Origin of the sequence: Streptomyces sp. NPDC055955, assembly GCF_042270245.1 — a bacterium.
In the GTDB taxonomy this organism is placed as follows: Bacteria; Actinomycetota; Actinomycetes; order Streptomycetales; family Streptomycetaceae; genus Streptomyces.
In genome coordinates, this window is record NZ_JBHJYS010000015.1 from 20,958 (window position 1) to 47,084 (window position 26,127).

Annotated in this window: 25 protein-coding genes and 1 pseudogene; 21 read left to right on the plus strand and 5 right to left on the minus strand. The window is 71.2% G+C overall.

The annotated features are described in order from the left end of the window. The first annotated feature begins 85 nt into the window (after positions 1–85). From ACFC96_RS27630 to ACFC96_RS27675, 10 genes are all read left to right on the plus strand, one after another. Positions 86–715: an NUDIX hydrolase gene (locus ACFC96_RS27630; protein ID WP_340460642.1), complete on the plus strand. Its 630-nt coding sequence runs from the start codon at positions 86–88 to the stop codon at positions 713–715. A gap of 180 nt (positions 716–895) precedes the next feature. After that, entirely contained in the window at positions 896–2,935 is a 2,040-nt protein-coding gene (locus ACFC96_RS27635; RefSeq protein WP_376256899.1) for a tetratricopeptide repeat protein, read from the plus strand. Positions 2,936–3,079: 144 nt separating this feature from the next. Further along, positions 3,080–4,195 carry an alanine dehydrogenase gene (gene ald / locus ACFC96_RS27640; protein WP_376256901.1) on the plus strand — a complete coding sequence of 372 codons (1,116 nt, stop codon included), beginning with the start codon at positions 3,080–3,082 and terminating at the stop codon, positions 4,193–4,195. Between the two features lie 346 nt (positions 4,196–4,541). After that, entirely contained in the window at positions 4,542–5,711 is a 1,170-nt protein-coding gene (locus ACFC96_RS27645; protein WP_116502892.1) for a ParA family protein, read from the plus strand. After that, entirely contained in the window at positions 5,696–6,247 is a 552-nt protein-coding gene (locus tag ACFC96_RS27650) for a hypothetical protein (RefSeq protein ID WP_376256903.1), read from the plus strand. Before ACFC96_RS27645 ends, ACFC96_RS27650 begins: the two co-directional genes overlap by 16 nt. 16 nt (positions 6,248–6,263) lie before the next feature. Further along, positions 6,264–7,487, plus strand: coding sequence for a segregation and condensation protein A (locus tag ACFC96_RS27655; RefSeq protein WP_376614641.1), 1,224 nt, complete (start codon positions 6,264–6,266; stop codon positions 7,485–7,487). Next, complete coding sequence (scpB, locus tag ACFC96_RS27660; protein ID WP_376256907.1) at positions 7,484–8,137, plus strand: SMC-Scp complex subunit ScpB; 654 nt, start codon at positions 7,484–7,486, stop codon at positions 8,135–8,137. Before ACFC96_RS27655 ends, scpB begins: the two co-directional genes overlap by 4 nt. Positions 8,138–8,149: 12 nt before the next feature. Next, positions 8,150–9,328: a pseudouridine synthase gene (locus ACFC96_RS27665; protein WP_376614643.1), complete on the plus strand. Its 1,179-nt coding sequence runs from the start codon at positions 8,150–8,152 to the stop codon at positions 9,326–9,328. A 101-nt stretch (positions 9,329–9,429) separates the two neighbouring features. Beyond that, complete coding sequence (locus ACFC96_RS27670; RefSeq protein ID WP_376256911.1) at positions 9,430–10,155, plus strand: NUDIX domain-containing protein; 726 nt, start codon at positions 9,430–9,432, stop codon at positions 10,153–10,155. After that, positions 10,152–11,156: an ADP-ribosylglycohydrolase family protein gene (locus tag ACFC96_RS27675; RefSeq protein ID WP_376614645.1), complete on the plus strand. Its 1,005-nt coding sequence runs from the start codon at positions 10,152–10,154 to the stop codon at positions 11,154–11,156. Before ACFC96_RS27670 ends, ACFC96_RS27675 begins: the two co-directional genes overlap by 4 nt. Before the next feature lie 122 nt (positions 11,157–11,278). Here the strand turns inward: ACFC96_RS27675 and ACFC96_RS27680 are convergent, their stop codons facing one another. Further along, positions 11,279–11,989 carry a DNA polymerase beta superfamily protein gene (locus ACFC96_RS27680; protein WP_376614647.1) on the minus strand — a complete coding sequence of 237 codons (711 nt, stop codon included), beginning with the start codon at positions 11,987–11,989 and terminating at the stop codon, positions 11,279–11,281. A gap of 245 nt (positions 11,990–12,234) precedes the next feature. Here ACFC96_RS27680 and ACFC96_RS27685 point away from each other — a divergent pair, with 245 nt between their 5' ends. The 6 genes from ACFC96_RS27685 to der all read left to right on the plus strand — a co-directional run bounded on the left by ACFC96_RS27685 (position 12,235) and on the right by der (position 17,258). Next, positions 12,235–12,651 (plus strand): YidB family protein, encoded by a 417-nt coding sequence (locus ACFC96_RS27685; protein WP_376256917.1) that lies wholly within the window; start codon positions 12,235–12,237, stop codon positions 12,649–12,651. 145 nt (positions 12,652–12,796) lie between these two features. After that, entirely contained in the window at positions 12,797–13,159 is a 363-nt protein-coding gene (gene aroH, locus ACFC96_RS27690; protein ID WP_116502899.1) for a chorismate mutase, read from the plus strand. Further along, positions 13,156–14,241: a prephenate dehydrogenase gene (locus tag ACFC96_RS27695; RefSeq protein WP_376256919.1), complete on the plus strand. Its 1,086-nt coding sequence runs from the start codon at positions 13,156–13,158 to the stop codon at positions 14,239–14,241. The genes aroH and ACFC96_RS27695 overlap by 4 nt, the downstream gene beginning before the upstream one ends. 112 nt (positions 14,242–14,353) lie before the next feature. Further along, positions 14,354–15,058: a (d)CMP kinase gene (gene cmk, locus ACFC96_RS27700; protein WP_376614649.1), complete on the plus strand. Its 705-nt coding sequence runs from the start codon at positions 14,354–14,356 to the stop codon at positions 15,056–15,058. A gap of 59 nt (positions 15,059–15,117) precedes the next feature. Beyond that, positions 15,118–15,705: a lysophospholipid acyltransferase family protein gene (locus ACFC96_RS27705; RefSeq protein ID WP_376614815.1), complete on the plus strand. Its 588-nt coding sequence runs from the start codon at positions 15,118–15,120 to the stop codon at positions 15,703–15,705. 80 nt (positions 15,706–15,785) lie between these two features. Next, positions 15,786–17,258 (plus strand): ribosome biogenesis GTPase Der, encoded by a 1,473-nt coding sequence (der, locus tag ACFC96_RS27710; RefSeq protein WP_376614651.1) that lies wholly within the window; start codon positions 15,786–15,788, stop codon positions 17,256–17,258. Positions 17,259–17,345: 87 nt separating this feature from the next. Here the strand turns inward: der and ACFC96_RS27715 are convergent, their stop codons facing one another. Together ACFC96_RS27715 and ACFC96_RS27720 are read right to left on the minus strand one after the other, a co-directional pair. Next, positions 17,346–17,663 carry a hypothetical protein gene (locus ACFC96_RS27715; protein ID WP_376614653.1) on the minus strand — a complete coding sequence of 106 codons (318 nt, stop codon included), beginning with the start codon at positions 17,661–17,663 and terminating at the stop codon, positions 17,346–17,348. 229 nt (positions 17,664–17,892) lie between these two features. After that, entirely contained in the window at positions 17,893–18,726 is an 834-nt protein-coding gene (locus ACFC96_RS27720) for a hypothetical protein (protein WP_376614655.1), read from the minus strand. 394 nt (positions 18,727–19,120) lie between these two features. Here ACFC96_RS27720 and ACFC96_RS27725 point away from each other — a divergent pair, with 394 nt between their 5' ends. From ACFC96_RS27725 to ACFC96_RS27740, 4 genes and pseudogenes are all read left to right on the plus strand, one after another. Further along, a complete protein-coding gene (locus ACFC96_RS27725) occupies positions 19,121–19,726 on the plus strand; it encodes a transglycosylase family protein (protein ID WP_376614657.1) in 606 nt (201 codons plus the stop codon). A gap of 408 nt (positions 19,727–20,134) precedes the next feature. Continuing rightward, positions 20,135–21,403: a glycosyltransferase family 4 protein gene (locus ACFC96_RS27730; protein WP_376256931.1), complete on the plus strand. Its 1,269-nt coding sequence runs from the start codon at positions 20,135–20,137 to the stop codon at positions 21,401–21,403. Next, on the plus strand, positions 21,400–22,248 hold the full coding sequence (locus tag ACFC96_RS27735) for a hypothetical protein (protein WP_376256933.1): 849 nt from the start codon (positions 21,400–21,402) through the stop codon (positions 22,246–22,248). The genes ACFC96_RS27730 and ACFC96_RS27735 overlap by 4 nt, the downstream gene beginning before the upstream one ends. Further along, positions 22,238–22,594, plus strand: a pseudogene (locus ACFC96_RS27740) (DNA-binding transcriptional regulator); the annotation flags it as partial. The gene ACFC96_RS27735 and the pseudogene ACFC96_RS27740, both read left to right, overlap by 11 nt. Here the strand turns inward: ACFC96_RS27740 and ctaD are convergent. Next, complete coding sequence (ctaD, locus tag ACFC96_RS27745; RefSeq protein ID WP_376256935.1) at positions 22,476–24,182, minus strand: cytochrome c oxidase subunit I; 1,707 nt, start codon at positions 24,180–24,182, stop codon at positions 22,476–22,478. The pseudogene ACFC96_RS27740 and the gene ctaD overlap by 119 nt on opposite strands. Positions 24,183–24,594: 412 nt before the next feature. On the opposite strand from ctaD, the gene ACFC96_RS27750 reads away from it, so the two are divergent. After that, on the plus strand, positions 24,595–24,810 hold the full coding sequence (locus ACFC96_RS27750) for an I78 family peptidase inhibitor (protein WP_376256937.1): 216 nt from the start codon (positions 24,595–24,597) through the stop codon (positions 24,808–24,810). A 112-nt stretch (positions 24,811–24,922) separates the two neighbouring features. Here ACFC96_RS27750 and ACFC96_RS27755 read toward each other — a convergent pair whose 3' ends face one another. Beyond that, positions 24,923–25,948: a phosphatase PAP2 family protein gene (locus ACFC96_RS27755; protein ID WP_376614659.1), complete on the minus strand. Its 1,026-nt coding sequence runs from the start codon at positions 25,946–25,948 to the stop codon at positions 24,923–24,925. Positions 25,949–26,127: the final 179 nt, after the last annotated feature.

The window sequence follows — 26,127 nt, forward strand, 5'->3', positions numbered from 1 at the left end:
ACATGGGTTGTACGGTTGCCGGGGTGCGTGCCTTTTGGGGTGCGTGCCCCGGTTTCTGTTTACGTGCGTAGGAGGACGTGTCGACATGACGACGATCAAGGACACCGCCGAGGAGTGGGAGGTCCGGGCGACCGAGACACCCTTCGTCGGGAACAAGACCTCTGTGCGCACCGATGATGTGGTCATGCCCGGCGGCTCGGTCGTCCGCCGCGACTACCAGGTCCATCCCGGCTCCGTCGCCGTCCTCGCCCTCGACGACCAGGGCCGCGTCCTGATCCTCAAGCAGTACCGCCACCCCGTGCGGCACAAGCTCTGGGAGATCCCGGCCGGACTCCTCGACATCCCCGGCGAGAACCCGCTGCACGCGGCCCAGCGCGAGCTCTACGAGGAGGCGCACGTCAAGGCGGAGGACTGGCGCGTCCTCACCGACGTCTACACGACGCCCGGCGGCTGCTCCGAGGCCGTCCGCATCTTCCTGGCCCGCGACCTGTCCGAGGCGGAGGGCGAGCGCTTCGAGGTGGAGGACGAGGAGGCCGACATGGAGCTGGCCCGCGTCCCCCTGGGGGAGCTCGTACGCGGTGTGCTGGCCGGCGAGCTGCACAACAACTGCCTGGTGGTGGGGGCGCTCGCGCTGACCGCCGTGCAGGCCGGCGACGGCGTGGAGTCGCTGCGGCCGGCCGAGGCGCCCTGGCCCGCCCGGCCGTTCGAGGCGTAGGCAGCGGCTGTGCGCCGGAGGGGTTGATCCCATCGGCCCTTCCGGTCACACCATCCGCTGATCCGATCGAGGGACACCGTCGCGCCGCCCGCCAGGGAACGCCGTTCCGCCTGAACTAGGCTCTCAAAGCGTCCCGCCCGAACCCCGGCGGGTTCGGCGCAGGTGGACGGAGCGTGGCCCGTGACGGATCAGGCGGTCGAACCGAAGGACGGACTGAAGGGCAGTCAGTTCCTCGGCCGCAGCCGTGAGTTGAAGGAACTTCGCGCCGACATCGAGCGCGCGGGACTCGACACGATCGCCGGGCGCAAGGCGCCACGCGCCCGCGTCCTGCTCATCGCGGGCCGCCCGGGATCCGGTCGCACCGCGCTCGCCGAGGAGCTCCTGGGCCAGGTCGCCGCCGATTACCCGGACGGCATCCTGCGGACCCGCCTCACCGCCCCGGACGGCACCCGCGTCCCCACCGAACGCACCGCACGCGAACTCCTCGACACCCTCGATCTGCCGGCGCCTCCCGGCGAAGGCGAGGACGACCTCGCCGAGCGGCTGCGCGAAGGGCTCTCCGTCCGCAGGGTCGTGCTGTTCCTCGACGACGCGGCGGACGCCGAACAGGTCGATCCGCTGCTCCCCGAAACCCCCGACTGTCTGGTCGTCGCCGTGTCCGAGGGGCCACTGACCGGAATCTCCGACGTGCGCCCCTGCACACTCGGCGGCCTCGACACGAAATCCGCCCTGGAGCTGCTCGGCCGGCACACCGGATCGGTCCGCATCACCGTCGACCCGCGCTCCGCGGAATCCCTCGTCGAGGAGTGCGGGGCACAGCCCGCGGCGCTGATGCTGGCCGGCGGCTGGCTCGCCGTACGCCCCAAGGAGGCCGTGGCGGACCTGGCCAAGCAGCTGCACGCCCAGGCGGACGAAGGGTCGGCGCTCGCCCGTGTCTTCCAGCACGCCTACGCGTCCCTGCCGGTGCCCGCCGCGCGGATACTGCGCTACCTGTCCCTCGCCCCCGAGGGTCATGTCGACCCGCACACCGCGTCCGCGCTGGCCGGCTGTTCCGTCTCCGCCGCGCAGACCACCCTCGACGACTTCACGGTGCTCGGCCTGGTCCGGCGGATCGACTCCGAGCTGCCGCAGTACGAGGTGCCCGGCTGCCTGATGCCGCTCCTGCGCGGCCTGACCGAGACCCACGACCGGCCGGGCGAGGTGCAGCTCGCCCGCGCCCGCATGCTGGAGCGCACGGTCCGGCTGCTCCAGTCCTGCCGTGCGGTCACCGAACCGGACGGCTCGCCCGCCCGCAAGAAGCTCGCGGGGCTGCCCCGCGCCCTGCGCTTCCCGAGCCCCGCGGCGGGCGCCGAGTGGCTGCGGGCCCGCCGCCCCGCGCTTCTGGCCGCCGCCCGCCTCGCCGTCGCCGACGGGGAGCTCGACACCCTGGCCAGGCGCCTGATGGCGGCCCTGGCGCGGGCCCTCGCCGCACATGTCGGCGCCGAGGCCGCCGCCCCCGACCTCTACGGCATCCACCGCCTCGTCCTCGACGTCGCCGAGCGCAGGAACCTCCCCCGTGAGAAGGCCGCGGCCCTCCTGAACCTCGCCGACCTCGACGCGCGGACCGGCCGCACCCAGGCGGCGCTCACCCGCTACCGGGCCGCTCTGGACGCCGGACGTGAGGCCAGGGACCCGTACGCGACCGGCCGCGCGATGGAATCCGTAGGCGGCACGTACCAGGAGCTGGGGGACTGGTACCGGGCCGCCGACTGGTACGGGCGCGCCCTCGCCCAGCGGCTCACCCGCGGCGAGCGCGCCGACGCCGCGCGGCTGCACGGCCGCATCGGCACGGTGAGCACCTACGCGGGCCGCTACGGCGACGCGCTGCGCAACTGGCGCTCGGCCGCCGCCGGGTACCGCAAGGAGGGTGATGTCGCGGCGCAGGCGCGGGCGTTGAGCGAGATGGCGCGTGTCCAGGAGTACGCGGGGCGGCCCGAGGAGTCGCTGCACACCTGCCAGGAAGCGGTCGAGTGGGCACGCCGGGCCAAGGACGTGCGACTGCAGGCCGCGCTGCAGCTCCGCCTGGCCGACACGCTCGACCGGCTCGGCGACCCCGCGGCCGCGAAGCTGCACCGTGGTGCGGCCGAGCGCATGCTGGGAGAGGAGCTGCCGGTCGAAGGAGAGACCCCAGAGCAGAGCGCTGAGACCTACGAAATCCGCAGTGCATCCGAAGAAGATTGATGCTTTGAAAGGCTAGACAGCTAGAAATCCTTCATTAGACTGGCTCCGCCGCGTACTTCCGTGGTGTCTCCCGGTGCGCCCCCTGACGCACAGGTATGTAGTGCATTGCCCGAGAAATCCCTGAGCCAAGGACCGTGATCGACGATGAAGGTCGGCATCCCCCGCGAGGTCAAGAACAACGAGTTCCGGGTGGCCATCACCCCCGCCGGTGTGCACGAGCTCGTGCGCAACGGCCACCAGGTCTTCGTCGAGCAGAACGCCGGTGTCGGCTCCTCGATCCCGGACGAGGAGTACGTCTCGGCCGGTGCGCAGATCCTCGGCACCGCCGACGAGGTCTGGGCCATCGCCGACCTGCTCCTGAAGGTCAAGGAGCCGATCGCGGAGGAGTACCACCGCCTCCGCAAGGACCAGACGCTCTTCACCTACCTGCACCTCGCCGCCTCCAGGGAGTGCACGGACGCGCTCCTGGAGTCCGGCACCACCGCCATCGCCTACGAGACGGTCGAGACCGCCAACCGCGCGCTCCCGCTGCTCGCCCCGATGTCCGAGGTCGCGGGCCGCCTGGCCCCGCAGGTCGGCGCCTACCAGCTGATGGCCGCCAACGGTGGCCGCGGTGTCCTGCCGGGCGGTGTCCCGGGCGTGCTCGCCGCCAGGGCCGTCGTCATCGGCGGTGGCGTCTCCGGCTGGAACGCCGCGCAGATCGCCATCGGCATGGGCTTCCACGTGACCCTGCTCGACCGCGACATCAACAAGCTCAAGGAAGCCGACAAGATCTTCGGTACGAAGATCCAGACCGTCGTCTCCAACGCCTTCGAGCTCGAGAAGGCGTGCCTCGAGGCCGACCTCGTCATCGGTGCCGTCCTCATCCCGGGCGCCAAGGCCCCGAAGCTGGTCACCAACGAGCTCGTCTCCCGCATGAAGCCGGGAAGTGTCCTTGTCGACATCGCGATCGACCAGGGCGGCTGCTTCGAGGACTCGCACCCGACCACGCACGCCGAGCCGACCTTCCCGGTCCACAACTCGGTCTTCTACTGCGTCGCCAACATGCCCGGCGCCGTGCCCAACACGTCGACGTACGCGCTGACGAACGCCACGCTGCCGTACATCGTCGAGCTGGCGAACCGCGGCTGGGTCGAGGCGCTGCGCCGTGACCCGGCGCTCGCCCTGGGCCTCAACACCCATGACGGCAAGGTCGTTTACCGCGAGGTCGCCGAGTCCCACGGCCTCGAGTACACCGAGCTGGAGTCCCTGCTCGGCTGACGCCGACGACTCTTCGACCACTTCCGTCAACGGGAGTCGTCAATCTCACGCCTGCGGCCGGACCTTGTGAGGGGTCCGGCCGTATGCGTATCACTTGGGCATCAATACGGACTTGGTCAACTCGCCTCGAACGTAACCCTTTAACCGATTCGCGCACCCGCGAAACGCTTCGAACCGACGCCGTGCACCCTTGACACAAGGGTGTTCCGTTGCCGACACATCGGGCCGGGTCCGGCGGATTGTGTTGCTGCGGAGTGGTGACACGCCATAGAGTCGCCAACCGTCGGCATGGTGCCACGCTGACCTATCTAGAAGTTTCCTGGTCACCAAGGAGGTAAGACGACTTGTGAATGAGTCGACATTTACTCCCGGGGGTGGTCAACCAGGAACGGTTGCGAGGGAGCAAGGTCCCGCGGGGCTCGAGGCTGTCGGCTCCGTCGCGGTCCGTACCTTTGCCGCCCGTCAGAGCAGCCCCCTGCAGACGCAGACAGCACCCCAGAGCATGGATGGCCATCACGTGAACGCCATGGCCGGCGACCGAAGTGGCGAACGCTCCCACTTCGCCGACTACGACGAACTGCCCGAGGGGCACTTCTACGACCCCGACGCCGAGTACGAGCCGGACCCCGAGTACGCGGCCACGCTCGCGCCCGACGCTGCCCGTCAGCGCCGTGAGCGCGTCGGCCCGACCGGGCGCCCGCTCCCGTACTTCCCGATCCCAGGCCCGCTGACCGACCACGGCCCCGCGAAGATCATCGCGATGTGCAACCAGAAGGGCGGCGTCGGCAAGACCACGTCGACCATCAACCTGGGTGCCGCGCTCGCGGAGTACGGACGCCGGGTCCTGCTCGTCGACTTCGACCCGCAGGGCGCGCTCTCGGTCGGTCTCGGCGTGAACCCGATGGAACTCGACCTGACGGTCTACAACCTGCTCATGGAGCGGGGCATGGCCGCGGACGAGGTCCTCCTGAAGACCGCGGTCCCGAACATGGACCTGCTGCCGAGCAACATCGACCTGTCCGCCGCCGAGGTGCAGTTGGTGAGCGAGGTCGCGCGCGAGTCCACCCTCCAGCGGGCGCTGAAGCCGCTGATGGCCGACTACGACTACATCGTGATCGACTGTCAGCCCTCGCTCGGCCTGCTCACCGTGAACGCCCTGACGGCGGCTCACAAGGTGATCGTGCCCCTCGAGTGCGAGTTCTTCGCGCTGCGCGGTGTCGCGCTCCTCACGGAGACGATCGAGAAGGTCCAGGAGCGGCTCAACCCCGACCTGGAGCTCGACGGCATCCTCGCCACGATGTACGACTCCCGCACGGTGCACAGCCGTGAGGTGCTCGCGCGCGTGGTCGAGGCGTTCGACGATCACGTCTACCACACCGTGATCGGCCGGACCGTGCGCTTCCCGGAGACCACGGTCGCCGGTGAGCCGATCACGACGTACGCCTCCAACTCGGTCGGCGCGGCCGCCTATCGCCAGCTCGCCAGGGAGGTGCTCGCCCGGTGTCACGCCGAGTGAGTCTGCCGGGGGCCGACGAACTGTTCCGTACGACCGGAGGGATGGGGCTCCAGGCCTCCCCTCCGAGGCGCCCGGTCAACGGCGAGGCACGGGTGCCCGCACCGGCGGGTGAGAGCGACGCCGTCGCCGCCGAGGAGAAGCAGCGCGGCGAGGGCGGCGAGAGCGCCGAACACGCGGCGGCGGACGACGAGTCGGGCGAGTCCCGCAGCCGCGCCACCGAGGGCGACAAGCCCGCGGGGCGCCGCCCGCCGCAGGCGCAGGAAGGTTCTGCCCCCGCGGGGTCGTCGCGCAAGCGCTCCCGGGCGGCCGCCAACCGGCGGCCCAGCGGGCGTGAGCGCCACGACGAGAAGATCACGGTGTACGTCTCCGCCGAGGAGCTGATGGACCTCGAGCACGCGCGTCTCGTGCTCCGCGGGGAGCACGGGCTCGCCGTGGACCGCGGCCGCATCGTCCGCGAAGCGGTCGCCGTGGTGCTCGCCGACCTGGAGTCGCGCGGAGACGCGAGCATTCTCGTACGCCGACTGCGCGGGCGGTAGCGGTAACGTCCGCCTGATGCCCGCGAACGACGACGACTCCTCCACGCCCGGCCGGGGCGCGCGGCGACGCGCGCTGGGCCGGGGCCCGGGGACGACGCGCCTGCCGGCGCCGGAACCGGGGCTGGTTCCCGAGCCGGAGCTCGTTCCCGAGGCGGGGGTGGTTCCTGAACCCGAGGCCGTGCCTGAACCGGAGGCCGTTCCTGAGGCGGCGTTCGTTCCCGAGCCGGAGGCCCTCCCCGAGCCGGAACCCGGAGCGTCGGCGGAGACCGAGGCCGAGCCGGAACCCGCAGCATCGGCGGAGCCCGAGGCCGAGCCGGAACCGGCGGCTCAGGAGTCGGTGGGCGCCGAACCGGAACGCACCGGACCCGAACCGGAACAGCCTGTGCCCGACGACGGGCGGTTCAAGGTGCGGTTGGCCAACTTCGAGGGGCCCTTCGATCTGCTCCTCCAGCTGATCTCCCGGCACAAGATGGACGTCACCGAGGTCGCGCTCTCCAAAGTGACCGACGAGTTCATGGTGCACATCCGCGCCATGGGGCCCGAGTGGGATCTCGACCAGACCACCGAGTTCCTCGTCGTCGCCGCCACGCTGCTCGACCTCAAGGCCGCCCGGCTGCTGCCGACCGCCGAGGTCGAGGACGAGGCCGACCTCGCGCTCCTCGAAGCGCGTGACCTCCTGTTCGCCCGGCTGCTCCAGTACCGCGCGTACAAGAAGATCGCCGACATCTTCAGCGAGCGGCTCGACGAAGAGGCGCGGCGCTACCCGCGGACCGTCGGTCTGGAGCCGCACCACGCCGAACTGCTGCCGGAAGTCGTCATCAGCATCGGGGCGGAAGGGTTCGCCCGGCTCGCCGTGAAGGCGATGCAGCCCAGACCGAAGCCCCAGGTGTACGTCGACCACATCCACGCCCCGCTGGTCAGCGTGCGCGAGCAGGCCGGGCTCGTCGTGGCGCGGCTGCGGGAGCTGGGCGAGGCGAGTTTCCGGGTGCTGGTGGAGGACACCGACGACACCCTGACCGTCGTGGCCCGCTTCCTGGCGCTCCTCGAGCTGTACCGCGAGAAGGCCGTCAGCCTGGAGCAGGAAGAAGCTCTCGGGGAGCTTCTCGTGCGCTGGACCGGTGAGGAGGGCGACGGGGAGCCGACCGTCACGGACGAGTTCGACAGGCCTCCCGAGACGGCCGACAAAGACGGTGAAGAGAAAGAGGCCGGGCGGGGCGGGGTGGAGGAGAAGCAGTCATGACGGGCACGAGCGGGCAGGAAGCCGTCTCCGGGGCCGACCGGGTGGCCGAGCTGGATCTCGGGCCGGCCCTGGAGGCCGTACTGATGGTCGTCGACGAGCCCGCGACCGAGGAGCACCTCGCGAAGATCCTGGACCGGCCGCGCAGGGCCGTGGCGGACGCCCTGCGGGCCCTGGCGGACGAGTACACCGTCCAGGGCCGCGGATTCGAGCTGAGGCTCGTGGCGGGCGGCTGGCGGTTCTACACCCGGCCGCAGTACGCGGCGGCGGTCGAGCGCTTCGTGCTCGACGGGCAGCAGGCCCGGCTCACCCAGGCCGCTCTGGAGACCCTCGCGGTCGTCGCGTACCGCCAGCCGGTGAGCCGATCGCGGGTCTCCGCCGTGCGCGGAGTGAACTGTGACGGCGTGATGCGGACCCTCCTCCAGAGGGGCCTCGTCGAGGAGGCGGGCGCGGAACCCGAAACAAGTGCGATCCTGTACAGGACGACGAACTACTTTCTGGAGCGGATGGGCCTGCGCGGCCTGGACGAGCTCCCGGAACTCGCGCCCTTCCTTCCGGAGGCGGACGCGATCGAGGCCGAGACGCAGGAAGGGGTCCCGTCGTTCGACCCGGACGCACCCGATGCGCCGGGTTACGAGGACGCAGACGACTAGACGGAACTTTTGATGCGAAGCAGCAGCAGCGGCAGGAACAGCAGCGGAAACAACGGCGGGAGCCGTGGTGGCAACAGCGGCGGCCGCGGCAGCAGCGGTGGCGGTCGCGGCGGCAGCGGTGGTGGCCGCGGCGGCAGCGGAGGCGGCGGTCGCGGGAACTACCGTGGCGCCGGCAACGACCGTGACGACAAGCAGGGCCGGCCGAGCAAGCCGCGTCCCGAGGAGCGGCGCTACGACGTGAGCCCCGCCGACGGCGGCGGCACGCCGAGGAGGGGCCGGGGCGCGGCAGCGCGCGGCGGCGCCAAGGGCGGCCCCCGCACCTCCCAGGGCACCGGCGCCCGCGGTGGCGGTCGCAGCGGAGCCCCGGGGACCTCGCGGGAGTACGACGCCCGGCAGGAGGAGCGCAACCGCGACCGGTACGCGGGCAGGCCGGCCGTCAAGACCCCCAAGACCTTCCCGGGCGCCGAGCAGGAGGGCGAGCGGCTCCAGAAGGTGCTCGCACGGGCCGGTTACGGCTCCCGGCGTGCCTGTGAGGAGCTCGTCGAGCAGGCACGGGTCGAGGTCAACGGCCAGATCGTGCTCGAGCAGGGGCTGCGCGTCGACCCCGAGAAGGACGAGATCAAGGTCGACGGTCTGACCGTGGCGACCCAGTCGTACCAGTTCTTCGCGCTGAACAAGCCGGCCGGTGTCGTCTCCACCATGGAGGACCCCGACGGCCGCCAGTGCCTGGGGGACTACACGAACAACCGCGAGACGCGGCTGTTCCACGTCGGGCGTCTCGACACCGAGACCGAGGGCATCATCCTGCTCACCAACCACGGAGAGCTGGCCCACCGCCTCACCCACCCCAAGTACGGCGTGAAGAAGACCTACCTCGCGCACATCGTGGGCCCGATCCCGCGCGACCTGGGCAAGCAGCTCAAGGACGGCATCCAGCTCGAGGACGGGTACGCGAAGGCGGACCACTTCCGCGTCGTCGAGCAGACCGGCAAGAACTACCTCGTCGAGGTCACCCTGCACGAGGGCCGCAAGCACATCGTGCGGCGCATGCTCGCGGAGGCCGGGTTCCCGGTCGACAAGCTGGTGCGGGTGTCCTTCGGGCCGATCGCGCTGGGCGACCAGAAGTCCGGCTGGCTGCGGCGCCTGTCCAACACCGAGGTCGGCATGCTGATGCAGGAGGTCGACCTCTAGAAGCACCGGGGCACCCCGCCCCGGCGGGGACCGGACTCTTGCCCGTGCCACCCCCCTCTCTTTATAGTCGGTAAGACCATAAAGAGAGGGGGGTGGTCTGCGTGCAGGGCTATGACAAGTACGCCTTCGAGCCCTTCGCCGTCACCGTCGATCTGGCCGTCTTCACGATCCGGGACGGCGCGCTGAGGGTGCTGCTCGTCGAGCGGGGGCAGGACCCTTACGCGGGACGCCTCGCGCTGCCAGGCGGCTTCGTCCTGCCCGACGAGTCCGCGGAGACGGCGGCGGCGCGCGAACTGGCCGAGGAGACCGGCCTGTCCGATGTCACCGGGCTGCACCTGGAACAGCTGCGTACCTACAGCGACCCGGACCGCGACCCCCGGATGCGGGTCGTCTCCGTCGCGTTCGCGGCCCTCGTACCCGATCCGCCCGAGGTGCGCGGGGGCGGTGACGCGGCCCGCGCGGACTGGCTGCCGTACGGCACGGGCGCCTACGGCCCGCTCGCCTTCGACCACGACCGGATCCTCGCCGACGCGCACGAACGCGTCGGCGCCGGCATCGAGAACACCTGCCTGGCCACGGCCTTCTGCCCGCCCGAGTTCACACTCGGCGAGCTGCGGGGGGTCTACGAAGCGGTGTGGGGCGCCGGGCTCGACCCCGCGAACTTCCGGCGCAAGGTCCTCGCCACCCCCGGCTTCGTCGAACCGGTGCACGGCGCCGCCCGGCTGACCGGCGGCCGCGGCAAGCCCGCCGCGCTCTACAAGGCAGGGCCGGCCACCGCCCTGCACCCGCCCCTGCTCAGGCCCCCCGCGGAAGGACGACCCTCATGAAGAAGCGTGCGGCGACCGGCTCCCTCGTCGGGCTCGCCCTGGGGGACGCGCTCGGCTTCCCGACCGAGTTCGACGATGTGCCGTCGATTCTCGCAAAGTGCGGGCCCTGGCGGCAGATGGCCCTGCCCAGGCCCGCGATCGTCACCGACGACACCCAGATGACGCTGGCTCTGGGGCGCGGCCTGCGTACCGCGATGGACCGTGGCACGCTCGCGCCCCTGCGCATGACGCGGCCCGTGCGCGAGGAGTTCATCGACTGGTACCAGTCGCCGGAGAACAACCGTGCCCCCGGCAGGACCTGTCTCCAGGCCTGCGACCTCCTCACGCGCGGCAAGCGCTGGCGGGAGGCCAGCCGTATCGGATCCAAGGGCTGCGGCGCCAACATGCGCGTCGCGCCGGTCGGTCTCGCCCCCGGCCTCGGTGCCGGACAGCGGGCGGGCGCCGCCCAGTTGCAGTCCGGCCTCACCCACGGCCATCCCACGGCCCTCGCCGCGTCCGATCTCACCGCGCACGCCGTCCACCTCCTCGCCCAGGGCGCCGAGCCGACCGGACTCGTCGGGATGCTGCGTTCGTACGCCTACGAGAACCGGCGGACCTATCACGAGGCCTGGTTGGGCGACCTGTGGACCCACGCGCAGGACCCCGGTCCCGAGCACTTCATCGCACGCGGCTGGGACGACTGCCTGGCCGCGCTCGAACGGCTCCAGGAGGCGCTGCGCTCACCGTCGCCCGAGACCGACCCGTGCCTGGCGACCGGGGCGGGCTGGACAGCCGAGGAGGCGCTCGCCACGGGCCTCCTCTGCTTCCTGCTCTTCGTCGACGAACCCGTCACCGCACTGCGCCGCGCCGCGTGCACCTCGGGCGACTCGGACTCGATCGCCTGCCTCACGGGGGCGTTCGCCGGGGCGTACCTGGGTGACGAGGTCTGGCCGGCGGACTGGTCGGAGCGGATCGAGTACCGCAGCGACCTGCTGTCGCTCGGGGCGCTCTGGGACGCGTGATCGACGACGGCGTGCCGGACGGGGGCTCGCGCCCGTCCGTGCGTCGTCGTCGATGAACCAGGGCGAGGGGCTCAGCGCTTGCAGGGCTGCGGGCTCCGGCTGACGGGCTGGTGCCCGGCGCCTCAGCGCCCGCAAGGCTGCGGCTCCGACCGAAGGGCTGACGCCCGGCGCACCCCGAACAGGAAGTCCGCCACCCGGGCCCGGTCCGGCTCGGCCGGCAGCGGGGTGCGGGCGGCGGCTTCCTCCGCCTCGCCGCCCAGGCGCGCCATCCGGTCCAACACCTCGTCCCAGGGCACCTCGCCCCGCTTCACCGCGAGCAGCGCCTCACGGTCCTCGCCGACGTCGAGAGTCAGCCGGCCGGTGCGCAGCAGATCGCGGCAGGAGGCGAGGAGGCGCAGCAGATGCATCGCGTGCTTCCAGCGCGGGACGCCGTACCGGTGGACGTCCGCGTCGAGCTTCTTGCGCTGGCTCATCGCGTAGCCGGTGAACGTGGCGTGGACCTGCCGGGACAGGAACGCCTCGCGCAGGGCGAGCAGTTCGCGGCCCGTGTCGGTGACGTGCTCGACGAGCGGCGTGTGCAGGCACTCCAGGATGTTCGGATTGGCCTTCAGGGCGAGCTCGCAGAAGCGCTCCAGCTCCCAGGAGAACTGCTCGTCCGCCGGACCGTCCACATGCGTCGGCGGCTTCTCGAACCGCCAGAACGTCGGCGTCGGTGCCAGGAACACGCCCCGGCGGTCGGTGTCGCTGCCGTCCGTGGCCAGGCCGAACGCCCGCGACCCCATCACGCAGGAGTAGATCGTGTGGTCGCGCACCAGGTCCAGGGCCTCTGTCATGAACGGAGCGTACGGTCCGCGCCCGGCCGGAGCGGAGCGAATTTCCGCCCGCCCGTGCTCTTCCCCGGGGCGGGCCGACCTGGGCCGCCCGAGTGGCGACAGGGTGTGGTTCGGGTCACATTGGCAGGGGCTGCGGACTCCGGAGGCGAGCCCACGAAGGACCCCGGAAGCGAGTCCGGGAAGAACCCCGGAAGTGAGTCCATGAGGACCACGAGGACTCCGAGAACGACCTGAAAGGCGTGACCATGGCGGGTGACAACGATCTGGGAAGCCTGCTCGGCGGCCTTCTCGGCGACAAGGCGGGCGGCTCGGCCGGCGGGGTCCTCACCTCGCTCCTCGCGGCGTTCACCCAGGGCCAGGGCGGCTCCGCGGGCGGCAATCCGCTGGGCGGCCTCCTGGAGGCACTCGCCAAGTCGGGCCTCGGCGGGCAGGCCCAGTCCTGGGTCGGCACCGGCTCGAACGAGCAGCTGACCCCGGACCAGGTCAAGGAGGCCCTGCCGGACGCCACGCTGCAGAAGGTCGCGGCGGAGTCGGGCGTCAGCCCCGACCAGGCGGCGAACGACATCGCGAGCACCCTGCCCACGGCCGTCGACAGGCTGACCCCGGAGGGCGAGGTGCCGGGCCTCTCGCTCGACGAGCTGGTCAAGCAGCAGAAGTTCTGACCGGCCGGTCACCGACCGCGAGCTCCGATGTACCGCACCGCGCGCGGCGCCCATCTCGGCAGGCGGGCGCCGCGCGCCGGTGCCCGCGGGCCTGATTAGGCTTGGCACCTCATCAGCTGTACGTACGCGAGCAAGGAGCGACACCGTGGCGGTACGAGCGGTCCGTGGCGCCGTCCAACTGGAACGGGACGAAGCCGGACACATGGACGAGCAGGTCAGCGAGCTGCTCACCGCCATCCTCGAGCGGAACGGGCTGACCTCCGACGACCTGATCTCGATCTGGTTCACGGCCACCCCCGATCTGCACTCCGACTTCCCGGCCGCCGCCGCCCGCAAGCTGGGCATCGTCGACGTGCCGCTGATCTGCGCGCAGGAACTCGACATCGAGGGTGCGCTGCCGCGCGTCGTCCGCGTCCTCGCCCATATCGAGTCCGAGCTGCCGAAGTCCGGGGTCGCGCACGTGTACCTCGGCGCCGCGGCCGCCCTGCGCAAGGACATCGCCCAGTGAGAACCGCCCTCGTCATCGGCACCGGCCTCATCGGCACGTCCGCGGCCCAGGCGCTCGCCTCGCGCGGTGTGCACGTGCACCTCGCCGACCACGACCCGGCGCAGGCCCGCACCGCCGCCGCGCTCGGCGCGGGCACCGACGAGGCGCCCGAGGGACCCGTGGACCTCTGTGTGGTGGCCGTGCCGCCCGCGCACGTCGCGACGACCCTGGCCGACGCGATGCGGCGCGGGGTGGCCCGCGGTTACCTCGACGTCGCCAGCGTCAAGGGCGGACCGCGCCGCGAGCTGGAGGCGCTCGGTCTCGACCTCAGCCCCTACATCGGTACGCACCCCATGTCGGGCCGCGAGCGCAGCGGGCCCCTCGCGGCCACCGCGGACCTCTTCGAGGGCCGCCCCTGGGTGCTGACGCCCACCCGCGACACGGACACCGAGGTCCTGAACCTCGCGCTGGAACTGGTCGCGCTGTGCCGGGCCGTCCCCGTCGTCATGGACGCGGACGCCCACGACCGCGCCGTCGCCCTCGTCTCCCACATGCCGCACCTGGTCTCGAGCATGGTCGCGGCCCGCCTGGAGCACGCCGAGGAGTCGGCCGTACGGCTGTGCGGCCAGGGCATCCGGGACGTGACGCGCATCGCGGGCTCCGACCCCGGGATGTGGATCGACATCCTCTCCGCGAACCCCGGCCCGGTCGCCGACCTGCTCTCCGCGGTCTCCGCCGACCTCGACGAGACGGTGAGCGCCCTGCGCTCCCTCCAGTCCTCGGACGAGGCGAAGCGCGGCGAGGGCGCCACCGGCATCGAGGCAGTCCTGCGCCGCGGGAACGCGGGCCAGGTCCGTGTCCCCGGAAAGCACGGCGCGGCCCCGGCGGCGTACGACACCGTGGCGGTCCTCATCTCCGACCAGCCCGGCGAGCTGGCCCGGATCTTCGCCGACGCGGGCGCCGCGGGCGTCAACGTGGAGGACGTCCGCATCGAGCACGCCACCGGCCAGCAGGCGGGCTTCGTCCAGCTGCTGGTCCAGCCGGCGGCGGCCCCGAAGCTGACGGCGGCACTGCGTGACCGCGGCTGGGCGATGCGCCAGTAGGGCCTGTCTTCAGGGGCTGCAAGGGCAGGGTGCTTGAGCCAGTAACCTTGTGCGGGGCGCCTTTGCGCCCCGCCTCCCTGTCCCGTGCACTGAGAAAGGTGTCCGCAGCCCCGTGGAAACCGCCGCAACCGCCGCAAGCGCCGCCCCGGCAGCAGTGATCGTCGCCATCGACGGCCCCTCCGGCACGGGCAAGTCGAGCACCTCCAAGGCCGTCGCCGCCCAGCTCGGCCTCAGCTACCTGGACACCGGCGCCCAGTACCGGGCGATCACCTGGTGGATGGTGAACAACGGCATAGACCTGACCGACCCGACGGCCGTCGCCGCCGTGGTCGGCAAGGCCGAGATCGTCTCCGGCACGGACCCGTCCGACCCGACGATCACGGTCGACGGCGTCGACGTCGCCGGTCCCATCCGCACCACCGAGGTCACCTCGAAGGTCAGCGCCGTCAGCGCCGTCCCCGAGGTGCGTGCCCGCATCACCGAGCTGCAGCGCACCATCGCCGCCTCGGCCGGGGAGGGCATCGTCGTCGAGGGCCGTGACATCGGTACGACCGTCCTGCCCGACGCCGACCTGAAGATCTTCCTCACCGCGTCGCCGGAGGCCCGCGCGGCCCGCCGCAGCGGTGAGCTCAAGGGCGCCGACGTGAAGGCGACCCAGGAGGCCCTGATCAAGCGGGACACCGCGGACTCCAGCCGCAAGACCTCCCCGCTGGCCAAGGCCGACGACGCCGTCGAGGTGGACACGTCCGAGCTCACGCTCCAGCAGGTCATCGAGTGCGTGGTCACCCTCATCGGGGAGAAGCGGGCGGCGAAGTGACCGCGGCTTCCCCCTCGGAAAGAGGCGCGGAGGTCGGCCGCCGCATCGGGGTCGGCCTCATGTACGGGCTGTGGAAGCCCCGCGTCCTCGGCGCCTGGAGGGTCCCCGCGACCGGCCCGGTGATCCTGGCCGTCAACCACGCGCACAACGTCGACGGGCCGATGGTCATGGGCGTCGCGCCCAGGCCGACGCACTTCCTGATCAAGAAGGAAGCCTTTGTCGGACCTCTCGGCACGTTCCTGGGCGCGATCGGCCAGGTCGAGGTGGACCGCTCGGCGGCGGACCGTACGGCGATCACGCGTGCGCTCAGCGTGCTCGACGAGGGGGGAGTCCTCGGGATCTTCCCGGAGGGCACCCGAGGGGGCGGCGACTTCGCCTCCCTGCGGGCCGGCCTCGCGTACTTCGCGGTGCGCAGCGGGGCGCCGATCGTGCCGGTCGCGGTCCTGGGAAGCACGAACAGGCGCAGCCGGCTGATAAAGGCGCTGCCGCCGCTGCGCAGCCGCGTCGACGTCGTCTTCGGGGACCCGTTCCCGGCGGGCGACGGCAGCGGGCGGCGTACGCGCAAGGCGCTGGACGAGGCGACCGTGCGCATCCAGGAGCGGCTCACCGCCCACCTGGAAAACGCCAGGCGCCTCACCGGGCACTGAGCGAGACTTTCAGTAGTGGACCGCCGTAAGTGATCAGACGGTCCACCGATCACCACGATGAACGACGAGGTACGGACTTCATGAACGACCAGATCCAGCCGGAGGGCTCGGCCGAGCACGAGCACGGGGCCCTTGGCGACGCGGAGTACGCGGAGTTCATGGAGCTCGCCGCGGTAGAGGGCTTCGACATCGAGGACGTCGAGGGCGCGATCGAGGAGGCCGGCCACGGCCCGCTGCCCGCACTCGCCGTCGTCGGCCGCCCCAATGTCGGCAAGTCGACCCTGGTGAACCGCATCATCGGCCGCCGCGAGGCCGTCGTCGAGGACAAGCCGGGCGTCACCCGCGACCGCGTCTCGTACGAGGCCGAGTGGGCGGGCCGCCGCTTCCGGCTCGTCGACACGGGCGGCTGGGAGCAGGACGTCCTCGGCATCGACGCGTCCGTGGCCGCGCAGGCCGAGTACGCGATCGAGACCGCCGACGCCGTCGTCTTCGTGGTCGACGCCACGGTCGGCCCCACCGACACCGACCTGGCGGTCGTACGGCTGCTGCGCAAGGCCGGCAAGCCGGTCGTGCTGTGCGCCAACAAGGTGGACGGTCCGAGCGGCGAGGCGGACGCCACGGCTCTGTGGTCCCTCGGTCTCGGCGAGCCGTACCCGGTGTCGGCCCTGCACGGCCGCGGCACCGGCGACATGCTGGACGCCGTCATCGAGGCGCTGCCCGACGCTCCGGCGCAGACCTTCGGCGCCGCGATCGGCGGCCCCCGCCGCGTCGCCCTCATCGGCCGCCCGAACGTCGGCAAGTCCTCCCTCCTGAACAAGGTGGCGAACGAGGACCGCGTCGTCGTGAACGAGCTGGCGGGCACCACCCGTGACCCGGTCGACGAGCTCATCGAGCTCGGCGGCAAGACCTGGAAGTTCGTCGACACCGCGGGCATCCGCAAGCGGGTCCACCTCCAGCAGGGCGCCGACTACTACGCGTCCCTGCGCACCGCCGCCGCCGTCGAGAAGGCGGAGGTCGCGGTCATCCTGATCGACGCGTCCGAGTCGATCTCGATCCAGGACCAGCGCATCGTGACGATGGCCGTCGAGGCGGGCCGCGCGATCGTCGTCGCCTACAACAAGTGGGACACGCTCGACGAGGAGCGGCGCTACTACCTGGAGCGCGAGATCGAGACGGAGCTCGCGCAGGTCGCGTGGGCGCCCCGGGTGAACGTGTCGGCGACGACCGGCCGCCACATGGAGAAGCTCGTCCCCGCGATCGAGACGGCCCTCGACGGCTGGGCGACGCGCGTTCCGACGGGGCGGCTCAACGCGTTCCTGGGTGAGCTGGTGGCCTCGCACCCGCACCCGATCCGCGGCGGCAAGCAGCCCCGCATCCTCTTCGGTACGCAGGCCGGCACGAAGCCGCCGAGGTTCGTGCTCTTCGCCTCGGGCTTCATCGAGCACGGCTACCGCCGGTTCGTGGAGCGACGCCTCCGCGAGGAGTTCGGCTTCGAGGGGACGCCGATCCACATTTCGGTCCGGGTGCGCGAGAAGCGCGGCCGCAAGAAGTGAACTAGCGCCGGGCGCCCAGGACTTGGCGCCCGGGGCGTCTCGTCTGGATCGTGCCGGGCTCAGGGGGCCTGATCCGGACGAAGAGCCCTAGCGCTCGCGGCGTGGAGCGGGCGGCAGTACGGCAGGGAGGTTGCTCCCTGTGCTGTGCTGCCGCCCGTTCGTCTGCCAGGAGCCGGTCGACGGCGAGCCGTGGACCGGCTGAGGCTCGTGGTAGGACGCGCTGTGCCGGCCGCTGCCGCTGTGGTGCACGGCGTAGGAGACCGAGCCGAACGCGGAGAACGAGAGGTTCTCTTCGCCGCTGCGGTCGCCCGGCAGGGCCCGGAAGGACCTGCGGTACTCCGAGTACAGGGCGTCGTAGATCGGCGTGGCCGAGCGGCCACCCGGCGATTCATGCGTCCCGCGCATGGCGGGGATCGGGGTCGGATACTGCGGGCGGCGAGGGGGGTCGTATGCGTGCACGTAGGTGCCAACGACCCGCACACCCTCGCGGATGCGGTCCGGTCCGCGCTTTCGCGGGCCGACGGGGGCGCGGGTGGCGCACGCGGAGGTGCACGGGCCGACGTCCGGGGCCGGGTACGACTGTGGGCCGGGCGCGCACGCCCGGCCCACGGTCACCGCGGTTCGTGGCGGGGGGTCACGTACCTGCCAGGGGCATCGCCGCGCCGACGAGCAGCCCGTTCACCGCGGCCTTGTCGAGGGCGTCGCGGAGCAGGTCCTCGCGGGGCTGGCGGCCGATCGTGCCGGCCGGGGCGGCGAAGACGAGGACGGAGTTCGTCTTGTTCGCCGCCGCGCGCCAGCTGTCGGTGACGTGCAGCGGCTGGTGCGCCTGCCACCACGCGACCTGACCCGCACCGACGTAGCCGGGCTGCAGGACGGCGTGCAGCTGGCCCATGGCGAGCAGCACGGACCAGCCGTGCAGCACCGGCGGCACCTCGCCGACCTGGGCGGTCGGCGTGAAGCCCTGCTCCACGAGGAGGGTCAGGAACTCGTCGATACCGCTGGTCGAGCCGGGGCGGCCGATCGGCCCGGTCGGCTCGACGACGAGCGCGGGGTGCAGCTCGCCGGAGATCAGGACGAGCCCGCTGGTCACGCCGAGCACGGCCTGCTCCGCAGCGGCCTGACCGGGCATGGCCTGCCCGGGGACGGACTGCGCCTCGGGGGAGTGGGCAGGGGCCACGGCGGGGGCGCCGCCGTCGCCGGTGATGGAACGTACGGCTCCCTGCAGCTGTTCCTCGGACACCTGGACGACCTGTGAGGGCAGGCAGGTGGAGTGGGCGAAGGCCAGGACAGCGGTCTCGTCGCCGATGAACAGGACGGTGCTGGTGCGCTCCTGTTCCGAATCGCCCGGAGTACGGCAGGAGGTGCAGTCGTACGTGCCCGGGGCGTTCTCTCCGGCGAGCAGCCGGTCGGCTTCTGCGTCGCCGATCTCGGCGCGTACGTCGTCGCTGACGTCGAGCATGCGCGGCACGGGTGGCTCCTCGGATTCGGTGTGTTGCTGCGTCGAATGCGGCCGGGCGGTTCCCGGCTCATAAAGAAGACAACGGATGATCCGTGCCGGGGGTCACGCCCGGAAGGGGACGGAATCGACCCACCCGACGCGCAACGCGGGCCGTCGGCCGGAATCGATCGCTTCCTGTCAACTCCCTTTGTGCGTAAGGAGATTGATCCGGAGAGGTGAGCGGGAGATCGCCATGCCCACAGGTCGACAAATCCTGAAATCACGTAATGAAGCAGGTGGCTGAAAACAGTCGTTGGCGAAAGTGTGCCGGTGGCGGGGTCGGGAGGCGGCCGACCGGGTGGGGCCGGGCCCGCGCAGGGCGCGGCTCGGCGCGGGCGCGGGCGGGCGTGCCTAGCGTGACGCGATGCGCCCCATGCCCGTGAACCGCACGCGCCCCGCACGCCGCTTCCGTCTCGCGGCCCTGCCGGCCGCCCTGTTCGCCGCCCTGCTCGCCCCCGCGGCCGCGGCCGCGGCCGCCGTCCCGCCCCCACCGGCCCCCGGCCCCGGGAGTCTTGTCTTCAGCCTGGACGACTGCGCCAAGGACCAGTGGCCGTGGGGCTGCCTCGCCGAGTGCGAGAGCAGCGGGCGCTGGCACATCAACAGCGGCAACGCCTACTACGGCGGGCTGCAGTTCCGGCAGTCCACCTGGAGGGAGAATGGCGGCCTCGGGTACGCCCCGCGCGCGGACCTCGCGACGCGCGCCGAACAGATCGCGGTCGCCGAGAAGGTGCTGCGCACCCAGGGCTGGCGTGCCTGGCCGATCTGCTCCAAGGTGCTCAGGCTCGACGGCCGCGTCCATGTGGTCAAGCCGGGCGAGACGCTCAGCTCGATCGCCGCGCGGTACCACCTCAAGGGCGGCTGGCGGGCGCTCTACAAGGCCAACAAGCGGATGGTGGGGGTCCATCCCGACCGCCTCAACAAGGGCACCGTGCTGCTCGTCCCGAAGGCGTCGGCCAAGAGCCTCGACTGAACTCGGCTCCCTCGACGGCGAACGCGACGCCACCCGCCGCAGTCGTACATCACCACGTCCGCGCGCGTGCACCGCGCGCGGACGGTTGCTGCCCCGGCACCTGCGAGCGGCCGCCGGAGCCCCCGGAGGCGCGTCGCGCCCGCCTGCCGGTGGCGCGCCGAGAGGACGGCTCGGAGTGGGTCACTCAAGCGGGTGACACGACCACGAACTGCTTCGAGGTACCTCAGCTCTCCTACCTGCCTTGATGGCTGAAAACGTCAAAAGGTTCCACGAACCGTCTCTCAATCACGCATCTGTTCTGGAACAAGATGATGATGACGCCCAACCTCCGCCTCCGCACTCCTGTCTAACCCTGCGGTAGGTGGACGAGCCGGACTGTCCGCGAGGAACAGTGGAATACGGGGACGCATGCAGATTTCTTTCCTGATTCACAACGCGTACGGAATCGGGGGGACGATTCGGACGACGTACAACCTCGCGAACACGCTTGCCGAACAGCACGACGTCGAGGTGGTCTCCGTCCTGCGCCACCGTGACGAGCCGGTTTTCAGAGCCGACCCGAGGATCCGGGTCCGTCACCTCATCGACATCCGCAAGGGCACACCGGGCTACGAGGGCGACAACCCCGAATACGGCACCCCCGCCACGACGTTCCCGCGCGCCGAGGGCCGTTACGACCAGTACAACGCGCTCACCGACCGGCGGATCGCCGAGCACCTGCGCGCGGTCGACGCCGACGTCGTCGTCGGCACCCGCCCGGGACTCAATGTGCACCTGGCCCGCCAGACCCGGCGCGGCCCCCTGCGCGTCGGCCAGGAACACCTCACGCTCGACAGCCACCCCACCGCGCTGCGGCACCAGTTGCGCACGGTCTACCCGCGGCTCGACGCGCTCACCACGACCACGGAGGCCGACGCCCGGTCGTACCGCGCGAAGATGCGGCTGCCCGGCGTGCGGATCGAGGCCGTGCCGAACCCCGTGCCCGCGCCCGGTGTCGAGCCGGCGGACGGTTCGGGCAAGTGGGTCGTCGCGGCCGGCCGGCTCGCGCCCGTGAAGCGGTACGACCTGCTGGTCAGGGCCTTCGACCGGGTCCGCGCCGAGCGGCCCGACTGGCGCCTGCGGATCTACGGCAGCGGCAAGCAGAAGGACAAGCTCCGTGCCCTGATCGACGACCTCGGTCTCTACAACCACGTGTTCCTCATGGGCCCCGCCCACCCCATCGAACCGGAGTGGGCGAAAGGTTCCATCGCCGCTGTCACCTCCAGCCTGGAGTCGTTCGGCATGACGATCGTCGAGGCGATGCGCTGCGGCCTCCCGGTGGTCGCCACCGACTGTCCGCACGGCCCCGGCGAAATCATCGACAACGGTGTCGACGGGCGCCTGGTCGAGGTGGGCAACGTCGAGGCGATCTCCGGCGGGCTCCTCGAACTGATCAACAACGACGCGCTGCGCGCCCGGATGGCGAGCGCCGCGCTCAAGGACTCCGAGCGATTCGACCCGGCGCACATCGCCGAGCGCTACGAATCGCTGTTCGGCTCGCTGACGGCCCGCCGTGGCGGAGGCCTTCTGCACCGCACCCGCGGCGCGCTGCTCGGGGGCGCGTACGCGGTGCGGGACGCGGGGCATTCCGCGTTCACGGCCCAGGGAACGTCACAGAGAAAGGGGCGCACGGCATGACGCCGCCGACCGCTTCGGCCGATTTCCCGGCCTCGTCCGAGCCGTCCGAGCCGTCAGTGGGGGACGGGGCCGCGGCGCCCCGTGCCGACTGCATCGCCGACTCGGCGGGCGGTCTCACCTTCGACGTCACCGACCACGGCGGGCCCGACCCGGCCCATCTGGTCCTCACCGACCGCGACAGCGGCGAGGAGGTGCGCCTGCCGCTGACCCCGGCGGGCGACGGCAGCCTCCGGGCGGCGCTGCCCAGCAGCGTCCGGCTGCCCGAGGGACGCTGGGACGTCTTCGCGCAGGTGGCCGGCGAGGAACCGCGGCGCCTCGTCCCCGGCCTCAACGACCTGCGGTCCCTCGTCGACCGGGTGCCCAGCGGCTCCCGCGGCTTCGTCGCCGTCCGCATCCCCTACGCGACCAAGCACGGCAACCTCACCGTGCGCAGCTGGCTGCGCGCCCCGCACGCCGAGGCCGGCGAACTGCTCGTCACGGACGGCGAGATGACGGTCAGCGGCCGGGTGTACGGCACCGCGATCACCTCCAAGGCGTACGCGGAGATACGTTCCCGAGCGGACGGTGGACCGGCGCTCCGCAGCGAACTCGCCCCGAGTGGAGACGAGTTCACCTTCCGCGTCGGGTACGAGGAGCTGGAAGCGGGACGCTGGGACCTGTGGGTGCGCCCGGAGGGCGAGGACGGACTCGCGGTACGCGTCGCCCGGCTCCTGGACGACATCGCCGACAAGAAGCCGATCTTCACCTACCCGACCGCACGCCTGGACACCGGGCGCGGCCGGATCGAGGTCGAGCCGTACTACACGAGGGACAACGACCTGGCGGTCCTCGTGACCGCCGAGTAGCCCGCGCGGCGCCCTGCGGACTCCAGCCGTCCGCGACGGCCGGCAGACTCGGGCCCGTGCTGAGGCGGCACAGCGGATCAGCCCGTCGGCGGGCACGCTCGAGGCCGACGGCGACGACAGGTGTGTGCCGCGCAGCGGGGCGGCGAGCCTCGACGCGATGGTGATCCAGGTGCTCCTGATGGGCTTCGCGTTCGAGGTGCTCGAACCCGACGGGCTCACGGACGTGATCAGGACGGCTCGGGACCGTCTGTCCCGGGCACGGGAACGGGCCGGCTCAGCGGACGGGACGACGCGAAGCCGGGATGGTGCAGATCGAACGCCGGGGACTCGGAGCGGACCCGGGGCAGCGTGACGAAGTTGTGCCGCGGCACCGGGCACGGTGTCGCCCACTCCAGCGAACGCCCGTAGCCCCAGGGGTCGTCCACGTGGACCTGCTCGCCGTACCTGGCCGTCTTCCAGACGTTGTAGAGGAACGGCAGCGTGGACAGGCCGAGCAGGAACGAGCCGATGGTCGACAGCGTGTTGAGCGCCGTGAACCCGTCGGCCGCCAGATAGTCGGCGTACCGCCGTGGCATGCCCTCCGCGCCGAGCCAGTGCTGCACGAGGAACGTGGTGTGGAAGCCGACGAACAGCGTCCAGAAGTGGATCTTCCCGAGCCGCTCGTCGAGCATCTTCCCGGTGAACTTGGGCCACCAGAAGTAGAAGCCCGCGAACGTCGCGAAGGCGACCGTGCCGAACACGACGTAGTGGAAGTGCGCGACCACGAAGTACGAGTCCGTCACATGGAAGTCCAGCGGCGGCGCGGCGAGGATGACGCCCGTCAGGCCGCCGAACAGGAACGTCACCAGGAAGCCGACGGACCACAGCATCGGGGTCTCGAAGGACAGGGACCCGTTGATCATCGTCCCGATCCAGTTGAAGAACTTCACGCCCGTGGGCACCGCGATCAGGAACGTCATGAACGAGAAGAACGGCAGCAGCACCCCGCCCGTCACGAACATGTGGTGCGCCCACACGACGATCGACAGCCCCGTGATGGCCATCGTGGCGCCGACCAGCATCGTGTAGCCCCAGATCGGCTTGCGGCTGAAGACCGGGAAGATCTCGGAGACGATGCCGAAGAACGGCAGCGCGATGATGTAGACCTCGGGATGGCCGAAGAACCAGAAGAGGTGCTGCCACAGCAGCGCACCCCCGAACTGGGCCTCGAAGACCACGGCCCCGAAGCGCCGGTCCGCCTCCAGGACGAGCAGCGCCGCGGCGAGCACCGGGAAGGCCATCAGCACGAGGATCGACGTGAACAGCGTGTTCCAGGTGAAGATCGGCATCCGGAACATCGTCATGCCGGGCGCCCGCATCCCGATGATGGTCGTCAGGAAGTTCACCGCGCCGAGGATCGTGCCGAAGCCCGCGAGCGCCAGACCCATGATCCACATGTCGGCGCCCACGCCCGGCGAGCGCGTCAGGCTGTTGAGCGGGGCGTACGCGAACCAGCCGAAGTCCGCGGCCCCGCCGGGGACCATCAGAGAGCTGATCACGATCAGCCCGCCGAACAGGAACAGCCAGTACGAGAACATGTTGAGCCGGGGGAAGGCCACGTCGGGGGCGCCGATCTGCAGAGGCATGATCTCGTTGGCGAAGCCCGCGAAGGTCGGGGTCGCGAAGAGCAGCAGCATGATCGTGCCGTGCATCGTGAAGAGCTGGTTGTACTCCTCGTTGGACAGTATCTGAAGGCCGGGCCGTGCCAGCTCCGCCCGCATCAGGAGCGCCATGATCCCGCCGGCGAGGAAGAACGCGAACGACGTGATCAGGTAGAGGTGGCCGATCTTCTTGTGGTCCGTGGTGGTCAGCCACTCCACGACGATCCGGCCCGGCGTCCTCGTCCGCGCCGCTCCTGCCGCCGGCTGCACGGGCTGCACGTCCGTCGTACCCATCGCTTGCCCCCTCGCTTCTCGCGCCCCGGGCCTGCCTCGAGCACACGCCATGATGCTCGCGTCCCCACCGACTCCGACAGGGGGCGTACGGGAGCTCTGTGTCGCGTTCATGCAATTCCGATGGGGCGTCAACTGATGAAGAGCGCCCGGGAATCCGAATTGGGCGGGTCCCGGGCGCAGGCGTGACGCTATTTTCGGGAACGTTATCCGGGAGCTTTCGAAGAAGTCGCGGAATTATGCCGTGGCGCGCGCAGAACATGCGCGGAAGGAGCATCGAATCGCTCGTACGTGTGACAGGGTTCGAGTGAAACGCGTGTCGTGGACCTGTGACAGAAGTGTGACCGGAGGGGGACCGGTGACAGGGTGCGGTCCGCCCTGGTGCCAGGCGGCCCGGCCGCCTAACGTGGCGGTCATGGCACCCATCCCGACCCCTCCCGCAGAACCCCAGGACACCCTCGACACGTACGTCGGCCTCGATGCGCCGGGCGCCGAACGGCGGGCCCGTGAGCGCGGCTGGTCCACGGTCAGGTCGCTGCCCCCGGGCGCGATCATCACCATGGAGTACCGCGCGGGACGCCTGAACTTCGAGGTGTCCGAAGGCACCGTGACCCGCTGCTGGAAGGGCTGACGGGACAACGCGAAGGCCCCCGGTTCCGTGACGGAACCGGGGGCCTTCGGCGTGCGGGGGCAGGCGGTGCGTACCGGCCCCGCGGCCTTCGACGCTCTCGCGCCGGGGGCCGTCAGCCGCCGGCGACCGGGCGGGCGGAGGTGGTGCCGCGCGGCACCCGGTCCGCGTGCGGCGGTCTGCGGCTGCCGGCCGGGGTGACCGGGGTGCGCTCGGAGCGTGTCGTGTGCGGACCCGGGGCGAGCAGCCCCGGAGGCCGCACGGCCCGCGCGGCGCCGACCGGTTCGCGTACCGGCGACTCCTCCGAGGCGGGCGGGGAGACGCGCTGCGCAACCATCGCGGCGGTGGCGGCGGCCGGGGCGGGCGCCGGGAGCGCACCGGAACGACGGGTGCGCCACAGCTCGCGGAGCGAGAAGATCCAGGCCTCGACCTGCGTGATCAGCGGTTCCACCCAGGGCAGCGCGAGCAGGATGAGCAGTCCGGCGGCCCAGCCGAGGAAGACATCGCTGAGCCAGTGCGTACCGAGGTAGACGGTCGTCAGGCCGACGCTCAGCGAGATCACGGCGGAGGCGGCCGACAGCCAGCGCCTGGCGCGCGGCGTCGAGGCCAGATAGGCGAGGATTCCCCAGGTCACCACGGCGTTGGCGGTGTGGCCGGAAGGAAATATATCGCCGCCCTGCCACATCTCGTTCGAGCCGATGGTGGTCGCGTAGTGCGGGCCGAGGCGGCCCATGCCGAGCTTGGCGGCGCCCACGGTGACGTTCAGGAGCAGCAGCGCGGCACCGAACGTGAGCAGGGGCCGCAGCGTGTGCTGGCGCCATGAGCGCCAGCCGAGCCAGGCCATGACCATCACCGCGGTCGGCCCGCGCTGGCCGAGCACGACCCAGTAGTCCAGGAACGCGTGGATCTCGGGCCACTGCTGGTACGGCCGGAAGAACATGACCTGCCAGTCGAAGGTGACCAGCCAGGACGTGGTCAACACCGCCACCACGATGGCGAGGTAGAAGGACAGGGTGGCCCCGAAGAGCACGACCCTGTGCCGGCTCATCCTGGGCACATCCAGGTTGACCGGTCGTTCCGGCTCACGGTCGAGGCGGGCGAAGAGCCGCTCCAGACGGGTGAGGTTTCGTTCGGTACGCACCCAATCGACGCTACAGCGAGTGAGTGCCGAACCCGGCCGAATCACTCGGTTTGTGATGACGATGTGATGTGGGATTGCTCTCAGCGGGGCCTTTATTCCTGCGGATATCACTATCCGACCGGGGTGCCGCCTTCAATTTCATTGATCATTTCTTGTATTCGTTTTTCGCCGCGCCCGAA